15 protein-coding genes are annotated in these 15749 nt (G+C 42.6%); 5 read left to right on the top strand and 10 right to left on the bottom strand.

All coding sequences use genetic code 11. From position 1 onward, the window contains the following. Positions 1 to 105: 105 nt before the first annotated feature. Both M917_RS00210 and wrbA read right to left on the bottom strand, forming a co-directional pair. Positions 106 to 588 carry a hypothetical protein gene (locus M917_RS00210; protein WP_021812724.1) on the bottom strand — a complete coding sequence of 161 codons (483 nt, stop codon included), beginning with the start codon at positions 586 to 588 and terminating at the stop codon, positions 106 to 108. A gap of 81 nt (positions 589 to 669) precedes the next feature. Then, positions 670 to 1287, bottom strand: coding sequence for an NAD(P)H:quinone oxidoreductase (wrbA, locus tag M917_RS00205; protein ID WP_021812723.1), 618 nt, complete (start codon positions 1285 to 1287; stop codon positions 670 to 672). A 297-nt stretch (positions 1288 to 1584) separates the two neighbouring features. Between wrbA and M917_RS00200 the strand changes: the two genes are divergently transcribed. The 3 genes from M917_RS00200 to M917_RS00190 all read left to right on the top strand — a co-directional run bounded on the left by M917_RS00200 (position 1585) and on the right by M917_RS00190 (position 6268). Beyond that, positions 1585 to 3135, top strand: coding sequence for a YihY/virulence factor BrkB family protein (locus tag M917_RS00200; RefSeq protein ID WP_021812722.1), 1551 nt, complete (start codon positions 1585 to 1587; stop codon positions 3133 to 3135). Between the two features lie 77 nt (positions 3136 to 3212). After that, positions 3213 to 4832: a DUF2254 domain-containing protein gene (locus M917_RS00195; RefSeq protein ID WP_040641458.1), complete on the top strand. Its 1620-nt coding sequence runs from the start codon at positions 3213 to 3215 to the stop codon at positions 4830 to 4832. 161 nt (positions 4833 to 4993) lie between these two features. Next, on the top strand, positions 4994 to 6268 hold the full coding sequence (locus M917_RS00190; RefSeq protein WP_021812720.1) for a cation:proton antiporter: 1275 nt from the start codon (positions 4994 to 4996) through the stop codon (positions 6266 to 6268). A gap of 40 nt (positions 6269 to 6308) precedes the next feature. On the opposite strand, the gene M917_RS00185 is transcribed toward M917_RS00190, so the two are convergent. The 3 genes from M917_RS00185 to M917_RS00175 are packed head-to-tail and all read right to left on the bottom strand — an operon-like array spanning position 6309 to position 9194. After that, positions 6309 to 6857, bottom strand: coding sequence for a DUF2127 domain-containing protein (locus tag M917_RS00185; protein WP_040641450.1), 549 nt, complete (start codon positions 6855 to 6857; stop codon positions 6309 to 6311). Further along, positions 6850 to 8061 (bottom strand): dihydroorotase, encoded by a 1212-nt coding sequence (locus M917_RS00180; protein WP_021812718.1) that lies wholly within the window; start codon positions 8059 to 8061, stop codon positions 6850 to 6852. Before M917_RS00180 ends, M917_RS00185 begins: the two co-directional genes overlap by 8 nt. 59 nt (positions 8062 to 8120) lie before the next feature. Next, positions 8121 to 9194 (bottom strand): aspartate carbamoyltransferase catalytic subunit, encoded by a 1074-nt coding sequence (locus M917_RS00175; protein WP_021812717.1) that lies wholly within the window; start codon positions 9192 to 9194, stop codon positions 8121 to 8123. Positions 9195 to 9604: 410 nt separating this feature from the next. Here M917_RS00175 and M917_RS00170 point away from each other — a divergent pair, with 410 nt between their 5' ends. Both M917_RS00170 and M917_RS00165 read left to right on the top strand, forming a co-directional pair. Beyond that, complete coding sequence (locus M917_RS00170; RefSeq protein ID WP_021812716.1) at positions 9605 to 10588, top strand: class 1 fructose-bisphosphatase; 984 nt, start codon at positions 9605 to 9607, stop codon at positions 10586 to 10588. A 286-nt stretch (positions 10589 to 10874) separates the two neighbouring features. Next, positions 10875 to 11669: a TrmH family RNA methyltransferase gene (locus M917_RS00165; protein WP_021812715.1), complete on the top strand. Its 795-nt coding sequence runs from the start codon at positions 10875 to 10877 to the stop codon at positions 11667 to 11669. A gap of 130 nt (positions 11670 to 11799) precedes the next feature. Here M917_RS00165 and M917_RS00160 read toward each other — a convergent pair whose 3' ends face one another. From M917_RS00160 to M917_RS00140, 5 genes are all read right to left on the bottom strand, one after another. Continuing rightward, positions 11800 to 12732: an electron transfer flavoprotein subunit alpha/FixB family protein gene (locus M917_RS00160; protein WP_021812714.1), complete on the bottom strand. Its 933-nt coding sequence runs from the start codon at positions 12730 to 12732 to the stop codon at positions 11800 to 11802. Positions 12733 to 12868: 136 nt separating this feature from the next. After that, positions 12869 to 13618, bottom strand: a complete 750-nt coding sequence (locus M917_RS00155; RefSeq protein ID WP_021812713.1) for an electron transfer flavoprotein subunit beta/FixA family protein — start codon at positions 13616 to 13618, stop codon at positions 12869 to 12871. Positions 13619 to 14053: 435 nt separating this feature from the next. Beyond that, complete coding sequence (locus M917_RS00150) at positions 14054 to 14614, bottom strand: DUF421 domain-containing protein (protein ID WP_021812712.1); 561 nt, start codon at positions 14612 to 14614, stop codon at positions 14054 to 14056. A gap of 215 nt (positions 14615 to 14829) precedes the next feature. Beyond that, complete coding sequence (locus M917_RS00145; RefSeq protein WP_010196799.1) at positions 14830 to 15042, bottom strand: cold-shock protein; 213 nt, start codon at positions 15040 to 15042, stop codon at positions 14830 to 14832. A gap of 366 nt (positions 15043 to 15408) precedes the next feature. Beyond that, positions 15409 to 15749, bottom strand: a 341-nt coding sequence (locus tag M917_RS00140) for a hypothetical protein (protein WP_040641446.1), incomplete at its 5' end; no start/stop codon positions are given.

The following is a 15749-nucleotide window of genomic DNA, read 5'->3' as shown; positions in this document are numbered from 1 at the left end:
TTAAAAATGACGATATTACATAAAAAAGCGGCGCTCTAATGTAAAGCGCCGCTTTTTTTGTCTTAAACTAATGATAGTTGGTAATTATGATGGGACATCAACGGATTAGCGTGGTTGCTTCACGACGTTATTCATCGATGGTAGGCGTTTGAGCAAGATAAACAACCAAACATTGATGACGAGCAACAAGATAAAATCCATCAAATAGATTAGTATCTCAGCCCAACTACTGCCGTAAGCACGAGCAAATAGCACCACCCCGCTTGCACCCAAGTACACCAAGATAAACATACTGCTTATCAGCAATGCATAAGGTGAGCGGCCACGCAGTATCCATGGCGTTAGGATAAATGCTGGCACCAACCATAGCGCTTGCCAAGCGATACCACCGATAATATCAGGATGACTTAGGTTAAAGACGTTAATAAAAATAGGCAATGCAAGCAACCTATAGACTAACCATATAAGCCAAGTAATCAGCAAACGCTGACGAATGGGAGCAGTAGGTTTTTTAACCTTGACAGATTTGCCAGATTTTTTTGCTGGTGTGGTAGCATTCATCTCACTGTCGGAGCGGTTTGTGGCCATTAGATATATTTATTTCCCAATCAATAACATAGTGCTTCACTACAGTTAATCCACTATAAAATGAGTACAGCGCAGCTTAGCTTAGCGATGCCAGTTGGCTTGCGCCAATGCGGTTGCACTGATAGCCAAACGACGACCTTGAGCAATGCCCAGCTCGCGCTCATCAGCCGACACGGGCTGATCATGCAATGCCCCACTGACATGACTGCTACCATAAGGCGTACCACCACGACTGGTGCGATTCAACGCAGGCTCTGCATAAGGTACTCCAACGATAATCATACCATGATGCATCAAGGGTAACATCATGGTCAGTAACGTCGTCTCTTGACCGCCGTGCATCGAACCTGTTGCTGTAAATACTGACGCGGGTTTATTTTGCAAATTACCTGCCAGCCAGACAGTAACGGTATTATCCCAAAAATACTTCATGGGCGCCGCCATATTACCAAAATGCGTCGGGCTACCAAGCGCAAGGCCGCTACAATCTTTGAGATCGTCCATGGTGCAATAAAGGTCACCTTCATCCGGTATGGCAGGCTTGCTCGATGTGGTCTCGGGGGCAACTGTCGGTACAGTACGAATACGCGCCGTCATGCCAGCATCTTCAATACCTTGAGCAATAGCATATGCCAATGTCTTAGTCGTACCATAATTGGAATAATACAGCACCAAAACATAAGGGGCAGTCTGACTCATTAGCAACATTTCCTCATAAAATCATTAACATCATTATTTATATAGTTGACTCTAAATAAAACAAAACCATTATATTTCAACGCGGAACTGGTATCGTTTTAAAGTGAATCGACTATATCTATCTCTATACATATTATGCCCGAGCCATTCCCTGATATGCAAACTGCCCTGCACCCTATTGTAGCGGGTAAAACCCTGCAACGGTTACTATTGTGCATTTTGACACAATTCAATGGCAGATGATAACGGCTTATTTTTGTTACACTACTGTCACTTTACCCTTGCTAGATGATCGACATGGAAAACTTAATAAAAAAAATCCCATTTTTACATCAACGCTGGTTTCAATTTTTGCGATTTTTGACTCGGCATTTTTTAGAAGACAATTGCCAACAAAAAGCAGCATCACTGACTTATACGACGATGCTATCAATTGTGCCAATACTGACGGTATTATTAATGATTTTATCCTCAGTACCAGCGCTTGCATCGGTCAGAGCACAAATTTATGAGGTGATATATAGCAATTTATTGCCACAATCAAGCATGCAGGTCAGTCAGTATATCAATAGCTTCGCCGAAAAGTCATCTAATCTAACCATTATTGGTGCCATGGTTTTACTCTTTACGACTATCATGACGTTGACGACCATTGAGCGCGCGTTTAACCAAATCTGGCGGGTAGAAAACCGTTCGGGTGGCATAAAAAGTATGTTGCGCTACTGGACTATCGTTACGTTAGGGCCATTAGTGTTGGGTACTGCTTTTATCGCCTCAAGTGCGGTACAAAGTCTAAGTTTCTTAAATCGACAAATCGCAGGTTATGGTATCGATTGGTCATTTTGGGTACAGGCGGTATCCATTAGTATCACTGTCGCAGGTTTCATTGGGATGTATTGGTTTATTCCCAAAGCGCGCGTACCAGTAAAAAATGCCGCCATCGCTGGTGTATTTGTCGCCATCGTATTTGAGCTGATGAAGCATCTCTTTGGTACAGTGATGGCCAACTTTACCAGTTATGAAGCGATCTATGGCGCCTTTGCCGCGCTACCTATTTTCTTACTATGGATTTATTTATCATGGAACCTCATTTTATTGGGCGTTGAGATTAGCTATACCCTGACTATTTTCGAAACCCAAGAGGTTTATCCTCGTCATCCGTTACTCAGCTTGCTAGATATGCTAAATTTGGTATATACCCATCATTTGAAAGGCGAAGCGGTCAGCGAACAAGCGCTGCGTAATGTGCTAGGGCGCAAGGAATTACCAAAGTGGTATATTTACATCAATTATCTACAAGACAGCAACCTCATCACGATGACCGAAGATGATGATTATGTGCTCAAAAAAGACTTGAGCAAAATGACCTTGTGGGATTTTTATCGGACTCTACCCTACCCCTTGCCCATTAAGGATGAGCTCGACGAGATGAATGTAGAGGATCAGAAACCTTGGCTAAGCTTGTTGGTTGATCGCTTTGAGCACACCGAAGCTTATGCCAAACAGCAATTGAATCTGCCATTAAGTGCTATTTTTGCCCATAGTGAGCCACGTAAAAAAGCCTCTCCTGATGAAAAAGGCACACATAAAGGTCATAAAAATAATTTATTTAGAAAAACCGAACCTGAAACAGCCAATCAACTATCAGACGGTCACCCAAATATTGAAGGGTCACGGCATTTTGATCCTATCGCCTATGATAGAGAAAGTGACATTGAATATGACGATCATAATAATGAGGCCATTATTCCTGTAGACAGTGGTGAGCAGAGTGTTCAAACGGATACAAGCAGACGTGAGCATAAGAACGCTATCATCACTGAAGCGGACAACCCCAAAGCAAAGTAAAAATCATAGTGTAGCGTTTAGAGCCATAAAGTTATAAAAAAGCCACAATGCCATTATTTTTGGATACCTTGAAGCTTATGACAACGAATAAAAACGACAAAAAAAACTTATGGCAGGGTACTTATGATTCAGCTCAGAAAAGACTGAAGCAATTCACTCAGCTATGGTCGCTACAGACACTTTCTGATTTGCCTGATCGACTTAAAAACCTATGGGAGCAGCTTATTGGCTCTTACTGGTTTATCCCCACCGCGTGTGTGATCGCAGGTATTCTACTTGCACCATTATTGGTAACTATCGATCAACATTTTGACCGTGAAACCGTCAGAGAGATTACCTTTGCATTTACGGGTGACGATGATGCCGCTCGCGCTATTATGACAGCGATTGCAGGCGCCGTGTTGGGCGTGGCGGGAACCACTTTTTCGATTACGATCGCTGTGCTGTCTATGGCATCTTCACAGTTTGGCCCAAGATTGTTGCGTAACTTTTTGACAGATAAGCCCAATCAGTTTGTCTTGGGCGCGTTCATTGGTACTTTTAGCTATAGCTTGTTGGTCTTAAAATCTATTCATAAATATGATGTGTCATATGGCGTACCGCAGCTGTCGGTCACTTTTGCCATTATCATGGCCATTATTTGCGCGCTTTTACTGGTGTATTTTGTACAGCATATGGTACACGCCATCCAAGCCTCACATGTCATTCAAAATGCCAGCAATGATGCTATCAATAACATTCACTACTGGTACAGTGATTGCTGTGATATTCAGCATCAGCGTAATGTTGAACATCATGATGTCGAGCAGTTTCATACGTGGTCTGCAACACCTGTCTATCCGCCGCGCTCAGGTTATATCCAGCAAATTTATCTTGAGTCATTGATGACACTGACTCAAGACTATGGTGGGGTGGTACAAATGCATGTCAATCTTGGTGACTATGTCACTGACAAAAACGTGATTGGTTATTTTTATCAACGCCCAAAAAACCATCCTCTTAATCAACAAAAAACAGCGACACCACACTTGGCAGTTGTGCCGCGCTCACCTGATGGTATGTTTTGGCAGCGTTTTGCCGATTGCATACGCCTCGAACAACGGTTGGCACACTCTAATGACATTGCCTACAGTTTGGGGCAAATGACTGAGATTGCGGTTCGGGCATTATCGCCTGGCATTAACGACCCAAAAACAGCCGTCAACTGTGTGCAATCATTGACGAGCTGCTTGAGTATCATGATTCGTCGGCAGCCGCCCAGTCCTTATCACTTTTATACGCCAGCATCAGATAATGATGCATCCGATACAGTTGACCATGAGCAGCGATCGGCCATATTGGCTTTGGTCACTCACACTCCCACAATAGCAGACTTTATTGATAGGTCGCTTGGCGAGATACGTCGTTATGCAGCAGCGGACTTGATGGTACTCAAAGCGCTGTGTCAGGCAATGATCGATCTGAGTTATGCACGCGTGAACCATGCACAGCAGCAAACGCTATTACATGAGCTGAATTTGATCAAGCGTGCTGGAGAAGAGAATTTAAGCTACCAAGAGCTGATAAATGATTTGATTGCTATGTGTCAACAAGCAGAGCGATTTATTCTTGATGATGATGCGCAACATCAGTATTTCAGTTATGAGAGTGAATTTTCTGCCCATATCCGTAAAGCACTAGAAACCCAATCAAGTTAGGGCGTATTTGATAATTTGACCATGGCACTGACAGAGACTATTTTGAAAACATTGCTAATGTCCCATATGTATGCATAAAGCACAGAAATACCACACCGACGTGACTCTCATAAGCTTTGAGCTTATGGGGTAACTTTTATATTGATACGAGATCTTGCTTTATGGCATCTGCAACCAGTTTAACCATCCTCGAAGTCAGCGCCATATTCTTAACAATTACTGCCTTATTGACTTATGTCAACCATCGTTTTATTGGTTTACCAACCACGATTGGTGTGATGGTCATCTCTATTATATTGTCTATCGGTGCAATATTTTTAGGGTTTTTAGGATTTGATCAACTCATTGATTATGAAGTCAGCTTATTAAAGCGACTTGATTTTACCGAAGTGTTGTTGGATGGCATGCTCTCTATGCTCTTATTCGCAGGTGCCTTACACGTCAATATTGGTGATTTAAAACGTTATAAACTACCCATTGGTATCCTTGCTGGCCTTGGTACTATCGTGTCAGCAATGCTTATTGCTACCGCAATTTATTTTATGCTACCCCTATTTGGCTTCGGCTTACCATTTCTGTGGTGCTTATTGTTTGGTGCTCTAATATCCCCTACTGATCCCATTGCGGTGATGGGTATTCTGTCCTCGGCAGGCGCGCCCAAAAGTATCGAAACTGTTATCGCTGGTGAGTCCCTATTTAATGATGGTATCGGCGTGGTTATCTTTGTTTTGCTGCTCGGCATTTTATCGAGCGGCGATATCCCAACGGCTAATTATGTAGCACATACCCTAGCCGTTGAAGCTGGTGGCGGCATCGTCTTTGGTTTGGTGCTCGGCGCCATTTTATATTACTTAATCAAGAGTATTGACAGTTATCAAGAGGAAGTACTCCTAACGCTAGCGGGTGTCATTGGCGGCTATGCACTTGCCAGTCATTGGCACTTATCAGGGCCATTGGCCATGGTAATGGTAGGATTAATGGTTGGTAATCGCGGGCGAGCGCTGGCGATGAGTGATAAGACACGTCATTATATTGATTTGTTTTGGGAGTTGATTGATGAGATTTTAAATGCCATTTTATTCGTACTGATCGGGCTAGAAGTGGTCATGATTGCTTACTCAGGTAACTTGTTTATCGCCGCTGGTTTGACGATTATTATTGCCCTGCTTGCTCGCTTTATTGTCGTGGGCATGACCACCAAAACCTTCCATCGACAGCTTGATTTGCCGACAGGCGCTTGGAAAGTACTGACATGGGGCGGATTGCGTGGTGGGATTTCAGTGGCCTTGGTATTGCAGCTTCCTATTGGTACAGAACGTGATATCTTACTGGCGCTCACTTATGCCGTAGTGATATTTTCCATTTTGGTACAAGGATTAAGCGTTGGCAGAGTTGCCAAAAGCATTCGTAAGGATGATACAGTAACAGAGTTATAGCGTAAAATAACCTCAATTATCACAATGCTTTAGTGTGCTTCTATAATAAACCCTTTCGTTTCATATTACGATAAACCACAATGACAATTAAAATATTCAAGACCAATATTGCAAGCTTAAACCAATCAAACGGACTGACGATCAGATAGTAAAGCTCGATAGGAATAAATATGCCATAGCCAAGCACGCCAAACCAATACGCCCATGTCTTGTCTTGCCATAAGCCATAAGCCTCAAGAAAACGCAAACTGGCATAAGCAACGATCAATAACAGAAACAACGGCCAGTTTTTGCTGGCCTGTTGAGCAATTTGGACGGCGCTATCAACTTGCGGTGCCAGTAATTGACCAAAACTTTGTTGCCAAGAGATGGTCGCTGTCCTCAGCCAATGCTCAAGATCGGTATGCCACGACCATAACGCCGCTGCGCCTAATAGGGCACCAACACCTTTCACCACTTCATAAACTGCCACAGCCTTGATGGACTCACTGGCAGTGCTGTGAGAGCTTACCTGCTGACTACGGAAATTAGGGTCACTCCCCTCCGAAGATGGCAGCAGACCGTCATCCTGTCGGGGTAGATTACCCAAAGAATGTCTCCACGACACGACCTTGCAACTGCTGATTAAAAAACGGTGTGTTTTTGCCATTTGATAACATTGATTGCGCGGTTACTTGCCATTCAAGATTGGGATCGATTAACACAGCGCCGCCAATGCTTTCATATTGCTCAGTAATGCCAGCGATTTTTGCAGGGTTAAGACAGATTTTGTCCACCAGCTGCTCTATCGTTAATACTCCATCATGCACCAGCTGACATGCCAGCGCCATAAAGGTATCAAAATTTGAGATACCTGGTGTACTCTCAGCAAACGGTGCCTTTTTTGCAGTACTGTTTAATGGTTCATGATGGCTACAAATCGCATCAATGGTACCGTCTTTCAGTCCACGGCGAATGGCTTGCTGGTCAGTGTTACTACGTAGTGGCGGTAACACATAGGCTTGTGCGTTAAAACCTTCTAAATTGTCATCTGTTAAATACAGTTGATGCATCGCCACGTCACAAGTCACTGGTAGACCTTTATCTTTTGCCCAGCGCATCAGCTCTATTGAAGACTTGCAAGACAATTGACTAAAGTGAGCTGCAATCCCTGTCTCTTCAACCATCAATAACTGAGTAGATAGAGCGACTGTTTCCGCAATCCATGGGATACCTTGTAGCCCGTGATAAGACGCAATATATCCTTCATGCGCCACCCCATCTCCAGACAGACTTGCCTCATCAGGATAAAAGAACACTTTCATCCCAAAAGTCGCCGCGTATTCCAATGTACGTAGCAGTACTAAGTCATTACGAAAAGGTCTGCGAGCGTTAGAGACAGCAATACATCCGCCTTTTTTTAATCCTGCGATATTAGAGGGTCGCTCACCTTCCAAACCAGCGGTCAATGCACCCAAAATATGTAAATGAATCCCGCCATCGTCAAGCGCACGCTCACGCAAGCCTTTGAGTAACGAGCCATTTTCTAAAATAGGATTGGTATCTGGTGGGATCACCACATGCAAAAAACCATTACCACGGGCTGCGCGCCCTTCTGACTCAAGCGTGCCATGTTGTTGTTGCCCCGGTTCCCGTAAGCGCGCACACAAATCAACCAACGGTGGCAACAACCACATCTCACGTCCTGCTTCAAGTGACGCCAGCTTATCGGTTACAGTACTTGGCAAGGCATTTTTAATGGTTTGAGGAAGATGGTCACGTATCGGTGCTTCCGTATTGAGCGTAGTAGACATAAGCGTTATTACCGTATCAATAAAATGAAATAAATGAGAATAAAATGGCGACTAGAGTATTAGCTACCAGCCGCTTGATGCGCTCGTTGACCTTCCATTGCCAGAGACAGGACAGCCATACGAATGGCAATACCGTTGTTTACCTGCTTTAAGATTACCGATTGTGCGCCATCAGCGACGCTCGACGCGATCTCAACCCCGCGGTTCATCGGCCCTGGATGCATCACCAACGCATCAGGCTTAGCAAGTGCCACTCGCTCTGGCGTAATACCATAGTGTTTGTAGTACTCACTTGACGATGCTAACAATGGCGAACCGATACGCTCATTTTGAATTCTCAATCCCATAATGACATCGCAGTCCGTGACGCACTCATTCATATTTTCATAAACTTGCACTCCATAACGCTCAATCCCTTTAGGCAACAAAGTACGTGGCGCACAGACACGGATGTCCTTGACACCCAAGGTTTGTAGCGCACTGATGTCAGATCGGGCGACCCGTGAATGCTTAATATCACCAACGATAGCCACTGACAGCTCTTCAAAGGGGCGCGGCGCTTCACGGTGAATGGTTAGCATATCGAGCATGCCTTGCGTTGGATGCGCGTGCCAGCCATCACCGCCATTAATAATCGCGATATCAGGTGTCACTTCTGTTGCCATAAAATGGGCTGCACCCGACGCTGAATGCCGTACCACAAAGATATCTGCCGTCATGGCTTGCAAATTCCACAGCGTATCGCGTAGGCTTTCGCCTTTTTTGGTGCTAGAGCGTTCGATATCGATATTCAACACATTGGCACCCAAACGCTTTTCGGCCACTTCAAAAGTAGTACGGGTACGCGTCGATGGCTCAAAAAATAAATTCATCACCGTATAGCCCTCCAACTCAGGACGATTAATCAGTTGTCCATTTTCATCAAAGAACGTCTCTGCTTTAGCGATTATCGCTTGCAACTGAGCTTTGTTAAGACCCTCTACACCCAAAAAGTGACGAATACGACCATCGGTATTAAGCTGCGGGCGACTTAGTGAAGTATTGAGCCTTTGATGAATGGTATCGGGATCGAATTTTGCATAATCGGTCGGCGATACCGTATGGGTAGAATGGCTATCGATAGAATTTGACATAATGATGAGTCTTTATTATGAGTTTGAATGGGTCTATATTAATCGTTTATTCATCTTTGTTCGAGCATTTATAATTGATATCTACAGACACGGGGACATTTTGACGCTTATTTGCTACAATTTACCGTAATAAAAGCAGCCTTATGAAAAGCGCGTAGCAGCACTGTATTTATTTTATAATGGATCGACCATCAGTAAGCCTTTATTGAACATTATACAAATAAGCCTATCAAAATTATAAATGAATAATGGTTATAGTGTAGCTGATTTTACGGTCAGGACAAAGATGCCTTATAAGCCATCTAACCATCAGACTGCGCAAGTTGCAGGCTTATGGCTACTCATACTATCTGTTTTTTATCTAACGCTCAGCCGTTTTTTATTCTCAATACCACTCATTAGGAAGCCTTATGACGACCCTAGCAAACTATCTAAACGCTCACGCAACCAATCCTGCCCTTAATGACGTGATTACAACGGTTACTGACGTTGGCAAAGTCATCTCACAATTGCTAAGAAAAGGGGCTTTAGCAGATATCCTAGGCGAAGCTGGCAATCAAAATGTCCAAGGGGAAGATCAGAAAAAACTGGACGTACTGGCCAATGATTTATTGTTAGATGCGTTGGCAAAAAATGCACATTGTGCTGGCGTGGCTTCAGAAGAGCTGGATGATGCCACCCCCGCTAATGCTGATGGCAGTCTATTAGTATTGTTTGATCCATTGGATGGCTCATCAAATATCGACATCAATATGGCAGTTGGTACTATTTTTTCCATTCTACCGTATGAGCGCCAAGGTCAAGTCAGTGAGAATAGTGACTTTTTGCAAGCAGGAAATCAACAACTGGCAGCAGGTTATTTATTATATGGAACGTCTACCGTTCTAGCGCTAACAGTAGCAGATAATGTCGTTATGTTTAGCTTAGACCCAGACACTAATGATTATGTGCTCATCGAAGACAATGTTCAAATCGATGCTGATACCAGTGAGTACGCTATCAATGCTTCAAACTATCGCTATTGGCGCGCCCCAATGCAACAATATATCGACGAGCTTATCGCTGGTGAAACTGGCGTTCGTGGTCGTGATTTTAACATGCGCTGGGTGGCTGCCATGGTTGGTGATGTTCACCGCATTTTATGTCGTGGTGGTCTATTTACCTATCCATTTGATACTAAATACGCTCATAAAGCAGGTAAATTACGTTTGATGTATGAAGCCAATCCGATGAGTCTATTGATTGAACGCGCTGGCGGCGAAGCAACTGACGCCGTTCATCGCATTTTAGATATCGAACCAACCGATATCCATCAACGTGTGCCTGTGGTACTTGGTAGTAAAAATGAAGTCAATTATATTAAAGACTTACATGTGAATTATACTGACAAATAATATAGTCGATTCTAAATAAAACAGATACATTATATTTCGACGCTGAACTGGTATAAATTTTTCTGGCTTGCTGTGCCTTCGCAGCTCGATGCTGCAAAAAATTCATTCCAGTGCCGCTGACTCGTTTTTATACTGAACTTACTATACATCCGCTCTCCTATCGAGGATAACTCACATTGATAATAATTAGCATAAAGCCTATGATTTATTTGGTTTTATGCTAATTAGGCTTTGTGCCAGTTATCAAAATTATCCATATACTACTTTTCTTTCTAAGCGATCCATCATGGTATTAAATCCCACCGAGCTGATTACCTCAGATAAAAATACGACGGTCAAGTTAGTAAAAGCACTCTTGGGGCAAGCTCGCCAGCGTAACAAACATGGCCAAACGGTCATTGAAGGCGTGCACCTCATCGATGCTGCTCTGCGTAGTGATTATCCATTTGTTCAAATACTTCTGTCTGAGTCAGCGCATAGCCATCCTGAGGTTCAGCAGATTTTAACGCGCCTGCCAACTTATACACCCATTTTGGCATTGTCAGACACGCTTTATGAAAGCGTACGCAGCTTGGGCACAGGTATCGATATCATGGCAGTCATTAAGATACCAACGCCTAGTTTATCGATGATGGTGGATGATTGCTTGATTCTTAATGACGTTCAGGACAGCGGTAATGTTGGCACTTTACTACGCACAGCAGCGGCGGTCGGTATCCATAATATTTTATGCACCAGTGCAACTGCTCAAGCATGGTCTCCAAAAACACTACGCGCAGGCATGGGCGCGCAATTTGCACTAACTATTTTTGAAGGCTTGAGTGTTCAAGATATTTTGAACAACGTACAAACACCCCTATTTGCGACCAGCTCACATACCGATACCGTCATTTATCAACATGATTTAAAGCAACCCATCGCTTGGATTATGGGGCATGAAGGTCAAGGCGTTTGTGATGAGCTGATGCAGTGCGCCACACCTATTGCCTTGCCGCAACCCAATGGACAAGAAAGCCTCAATGTCGCCATTGCAGGGTCACTTTGCTTGTATGAGACTTTACGACAAAGAAACTATTCTTAATAATCATTTATTAAGTTAATAAAAAACGAATGTATTAGACGCAAAAAACCCGCTATCCATAGATAGCGGGTTTTTTATTAAATATCTATAATTATATTAGTTACGGATAACTTAATTAATTACAGACAGCCTAAACTTTGCTGGTTAGCTCAGGCAATGCTTCAAACAAATCCGCTTCTAAGAAGTAATCGGCAACGCTAGCAATAGGTGACTCTGGATCATTATTGATAGCAACGATGACTTTAGAGTCTTTCATACCCGCTAGATGCTGAATCGCGCCTGAAATACCAGCAGCGATATATAAGTCTGGCGCAACGATTTTGCCTGTTTGACCAACCTGCATATCATTTGGTACATAACCTGCATCAACTGCAGCACGTGATGCACCAACAGCAGCACCTAGTTTATCAGCCAATGGCTCAATGTATTTGGTAAAGTTTTCACCGTTTGCCAATGCACGACCACCAGATACTACGATAGACGCTGAGGTCAATTCCGGACGATCAGATTTGGCCATTTCTTCATTGACGAAGCTTGCTTTGCCAGTTTCTTGTACATTGTCGATGCTCTCAACAGTGGCTGAGCCGCCTTCACTTGCAACTGGATCAAACGCTGTTGTACGTACGGTTAGTACCACTTTGTCTTCTGACGTTTTTACGGTTGCGGTCGCGTTACCAGCATAGATAGGACGCTCAAAAGTCTGCGCATCTACCACACCAGAGATTTCAGACAACATGCTGACGTCTAGCAAAGCGGCAACACGTGGCATGAAGTTTTTACCAGTGGTCGTTGCCGCGGCTAAGACATGGCTATAGTCACCAGCGATATCAGCAACCAATAACGCGACGTTACCTGCCAATTGATGTTCATAAGCGGCATTATCCGCTAAGAGCACTTTAGTCACGCCTTGCGCTTTTGCTGCTTCATCAGCGACAGCTTGAGCACCACTACCTGCCACCAACACATGGATATCATCGCCAATTTGCTTAGCAGCAGCGATAGTGTTCAAAGTTGCCTTTTTTAGACTGGCATTGTCATGTTCTGCGTATACCAAAATTGCCATGGTTTTAATCCTTTATTTGTTCGTATCATCTATTCATGCGGTTGTTTGTGTACGACGCTATTTGGGCGGCTCGCTTTTAATAGTAAAGAGATCAGCCAAACCTATAGCTTTGTACAGGATATGCCGTAGCGAAGTATTAAATTACTTTTGCTTCGTTTCTTAGCTTATCGACCAACTCATCAACTGACCCTACTGTAATACCAGCTTTGCGTTCAGCAGGTGGCACGACTTTAATAATCTCTTGCTTAGAAGCCATGTCAACCCCAAAATCAGCTGGCGTTTTTTCATCAAGCTGCTTTTTCTTTGCTTTCATGATGTTAGGCAATTTAGCATAACGTGGCTCATTCAGACGTAGATCCGTCGTGATAACCGCTGGCAAAGCAAGTGACACAGTTTGTAGGCCACCATCGATTTCACGCGTTACGTTTACTTTGTCGCCCTCAACCTTCACTTCTGATGCAAACGTACCTTGACCGATTCCCATCAATGCTGCAAGCATCTGACCAGTCTGGTTGTTGTCATCATCAATGGCTTGCTTACCCAACAAAATAATATCAGTGCTTTCGCTTTCGGCGATATTTTTAAGTATCTTAGCGATTTGTAGTGGATAAGGTTTGTCGTCAGTCAATACCAAGATACCACGATCAGCACCCAGTGCGAGCGCTGCGCGAATTTGCTCTTGTGACTCTTTTGGACCGATTGAAGCGACGATGATCTCATCAATGACGCCAGCTTCCTTTAGACGAACGGCTTCTTCTACTGCGATTTCATCAAAAGGGTTGATTGACATTTTAGTGTTTGACAGATCAACGCCAGAGTTGTCGGCTTTTACACGAACTTTTACGTTATAATCAATGACACGCTTGACCGCTACTAATGCTTTCATACGTTCCTCGTTTATTAATGTTATGAATTAAAAATTATCGGTTAAGAACCAAAGGTTCATTGTTGTTCAAACTATCGTTCAACATACTACTCAAAGTTATTACTGCTCAGTAGCGAATCGTGAATCAGGTAACATAAGCCAATACCAAAAGTCGTATTAACCACCTGTGCTCTATTGATTCAGCCTACTAAAGCTAAGCCAACCGTTATTATCAGACCTATGTATCTTGCGCGAGCGCAGGCATAAGGTCAAGACAACGCCGTGAATAATGCGTCATAAATTTGTCACTATTTTATAATAAATAGTTTATAAGCTGTCAATCTCACTGTTTTGTGGGGATTCTGCTTTTATATCTTTAAAGTATCATCAACGTCTGACTCGCTTAATGTTTTGAGATCATTTGTATATTTAAGCGCACTCAAACATAATAATAAACTACGACGTTCTATCATTAGGTTTAATCAGCAATTCACTATCCCGTATATCATTAAATAAAGTCCAATCAGGCGTGACGTCATTGTTTTTAATGACACTCATATCACCTGTCGTTTCCATAATTACAGCAAATATTTCCGTTTTGGATTTAATACCATTTTTACGCAGCACTTCTTGGACATCACTGGTGGTTAGATTGGCTTCTTTTAAATTATCCGAAAAATATTCACCATGCGCCATTAATATAATAGCCTGATTGTCTATTAGAGATTTCAGCGGCTTGACTCTGCGCCTAATGACCGAAACCATCCCTTGAATCAAAAATAACACCGCAACAGCAAATAAACCTTGCAGTAAAGAGGGTCTATCAGACAGCACTGTTGAAGCAAGTATGCTGCCAATACCAACCGTCATCGCAAAGTCATGGCTTGAAAGCTTAGAGAAACTCCGTAATCCCATCAATCGCGTAAATAGCATGAGGCCTAAATAGAATCCTAATGCTGATAAAGAAATACCTAGCACTTGCTGCCAATCGATTGAAAACCAAGTTTCCCACTTCATACAATAACCTTTTTTATCATCTCTTCGTTAGAACGTGTCATCAATTAGCACATATCATTTTTGTATATAAAAATGATATAAAAAAAGCAACCTGATGAGAGGTTGCTCTTTTTTAAAGTCGAAACAGTATTTTTATTATTTTAGCAAATTAGCGTATTGATAAGCTTATTGTAATTGGACTAACTGATAGACAGTTTGTTCAATTATCAATTTGATTAGATAGCTTCGATTTGCTCAGCCTGTGGGCCTTTTTTACCATCACCTAAGATGAAAGACACTTTTTGGCCTTCAGCTAGGGTTTTGAAACCGCCACCTTGGATAGCGCTGTAATGAGCGAATACATCTTGTCCGCCATTGTCTTGAGCGATAAAACCAAAACCTTTAGCTTCATTAAACCACTTTACAGTGCCTTCAACTTTATCTGACATAAATTTTCCTAACTCTTTAACTGTTGGCGAGACGTGTGTCATCACCGATTAATTGTTATATACCCAAATCATTTTTTGATTAAAATCATGGTTCATAACCGTAAATTACCTTAGAGATAACTTTGATTTTTTTACCAATATTCTTTGAGTACAGGTCAATTATAACAGTTTTTCATAAGCGCAACAGTCTAAATTGATGATTTTTGTAAACCATTTATGCCAATTTCAGACAGCGATGCCACTCAACAAACACTTATATAATGTACTGATATTAAAGATATTTTTTAAATTTTGGCTTTATATTTATCTTGCATTATAAGACAGCATAGTCATTTTGTTTAGTATCAGCTGTAGTTCAAAAATATTTTATTGAGATATGGGCAACCACGGTGAACTTAGTACCAACAAACATAAAGCAAAAAATATCAGCGAAAATGACTGGCTATAAGCAATATATTTAGTCGGTATTACCAAGTCTTTGGGGGAATCAGGAATGCCTTTACGTTTCAATAAGCGTGTTCCATAAACCCAGCCAAAAGTGGTATAAATACCATAGGCAGCAGGCACAGCAATGGCCAGTGGTGTTAGGTCAATCACGTACAGCATGACAACAGAAATAAAGAACCATAATGTGTCTAGGAGTGAGCTGATTTGAAAAAATTTAGACTTAGGCAGTTTGCCGTTGGTCTTTTTGAGCATCTCTCCTT

The organism is Psychrobacter aquaticus CMS 56 (assembly GCF_000471625.1).
Classification (GTDB): Bacteria; Pseudomonadota; Gammaproteobacteria; order Pseudomonadales; family Moraxellaceae; genus Psychrobacter; species Psychrobacter aquaticus.
This window is presented reverse-complemented; position numbering and strand designations above follow the sequence as displayed.

What these genes read in the sequence shown, in the direction of transcription:
- M917_RS00170 (WP_021812716.1), top strand. Translation starts at nt 9,605, where the DNA reads ATGACGACCCTAGCAAACTATCTAAACGCTCACGCAACCAATCCTGCC.
- M917_RS00165 (WP_021812715.1), top strand. Translation starts at nt 10,875, where the DNA reads ATGGTATTAAATCCCACCGAGCTGATTACCTCAGATAAAAATACGACG.
- wrbA (WP_021812723.1), bottom strand. Translation starts at nt 1,287, where the DNA reads ATGAGTCAGACTGCCCCTTATGTTTTGGTGCTGTATTATTCCAATTAT.
- M917_RS00180 (WP_021812718.1), bottom strand. Translation starts at nt 8,061, where the DNA reads ATGTCTACTACGCTCAATACGGAAGCACCGATACGTGACCATCTTCCT.
- M917_RS00190 (WP_021812720.1), top strand. Translation starts at nt 4,994, where the DNA reads ATGGCATCTGCAACCAGTTTAACCATCCTCGAAGTCAGCGCCATATTC.
- M917_RS00145 (WP_010196799.1), bottom strand. Translation starts at nt 15,042, where the DNA reads ATGTCAGATAAAGTTGAAGGCACTGTAAAGTGGTTTAATGAAGCTAAA.
- M917_RS00195 (WP_040641458.1), top strand. Translation starts at nt 3,213, where the DNA reads ATGACAACGAATAAAAACGACAAAAAAAACTTATGGCAGGGTACTTAT.
- M917_RS00175 (WP_021812717.1), bottom strand. Translation starts at nt 9,194, where the DNA reads ATGTCAAATTCTATCGATAGCCATTCTACCCATACGGTATCGCCGACC.
- M917_RS00210 (WP_021812724.1), bottom strand. Translation starts at nt 588, where the DNA reads ATGGCCACAAACCGCTCCGACAGTGAGATGAATGCTACCACACCAGCA.
- M917_RS00160 (WP_021812714.1), bottom strand. Translation starts at nt 12,732, where the DNA reads ATGGCAATTTTGGTATACGCAGAACATGACAATGCCAGTCTAAAAAAG.
- M917_RS00200 (WP_021812722.1), top strand. Translation starts at nt 1,585, where the DNA reads ATGGAAAACTTAATAAAAAAAATCCCATTTTTACATCAACGCTGGTTT.
- M917_RS00155 (WP_021812713.1), bottom strand. Translation starts at nt 13,618, where the DNA reads ATGAAAGCATTAGTAGCGGTCAAGCGTGTCATTGATTATAACGTAAAA.
- M917_RS00150 (WP_021812712.1), bottom strand. Translation starts at nt 14,614, where the DNA reads ATGAAGTGGGAAACTTGGTTTTCAATCGATTGGCAGCAAGTGCTAGGT.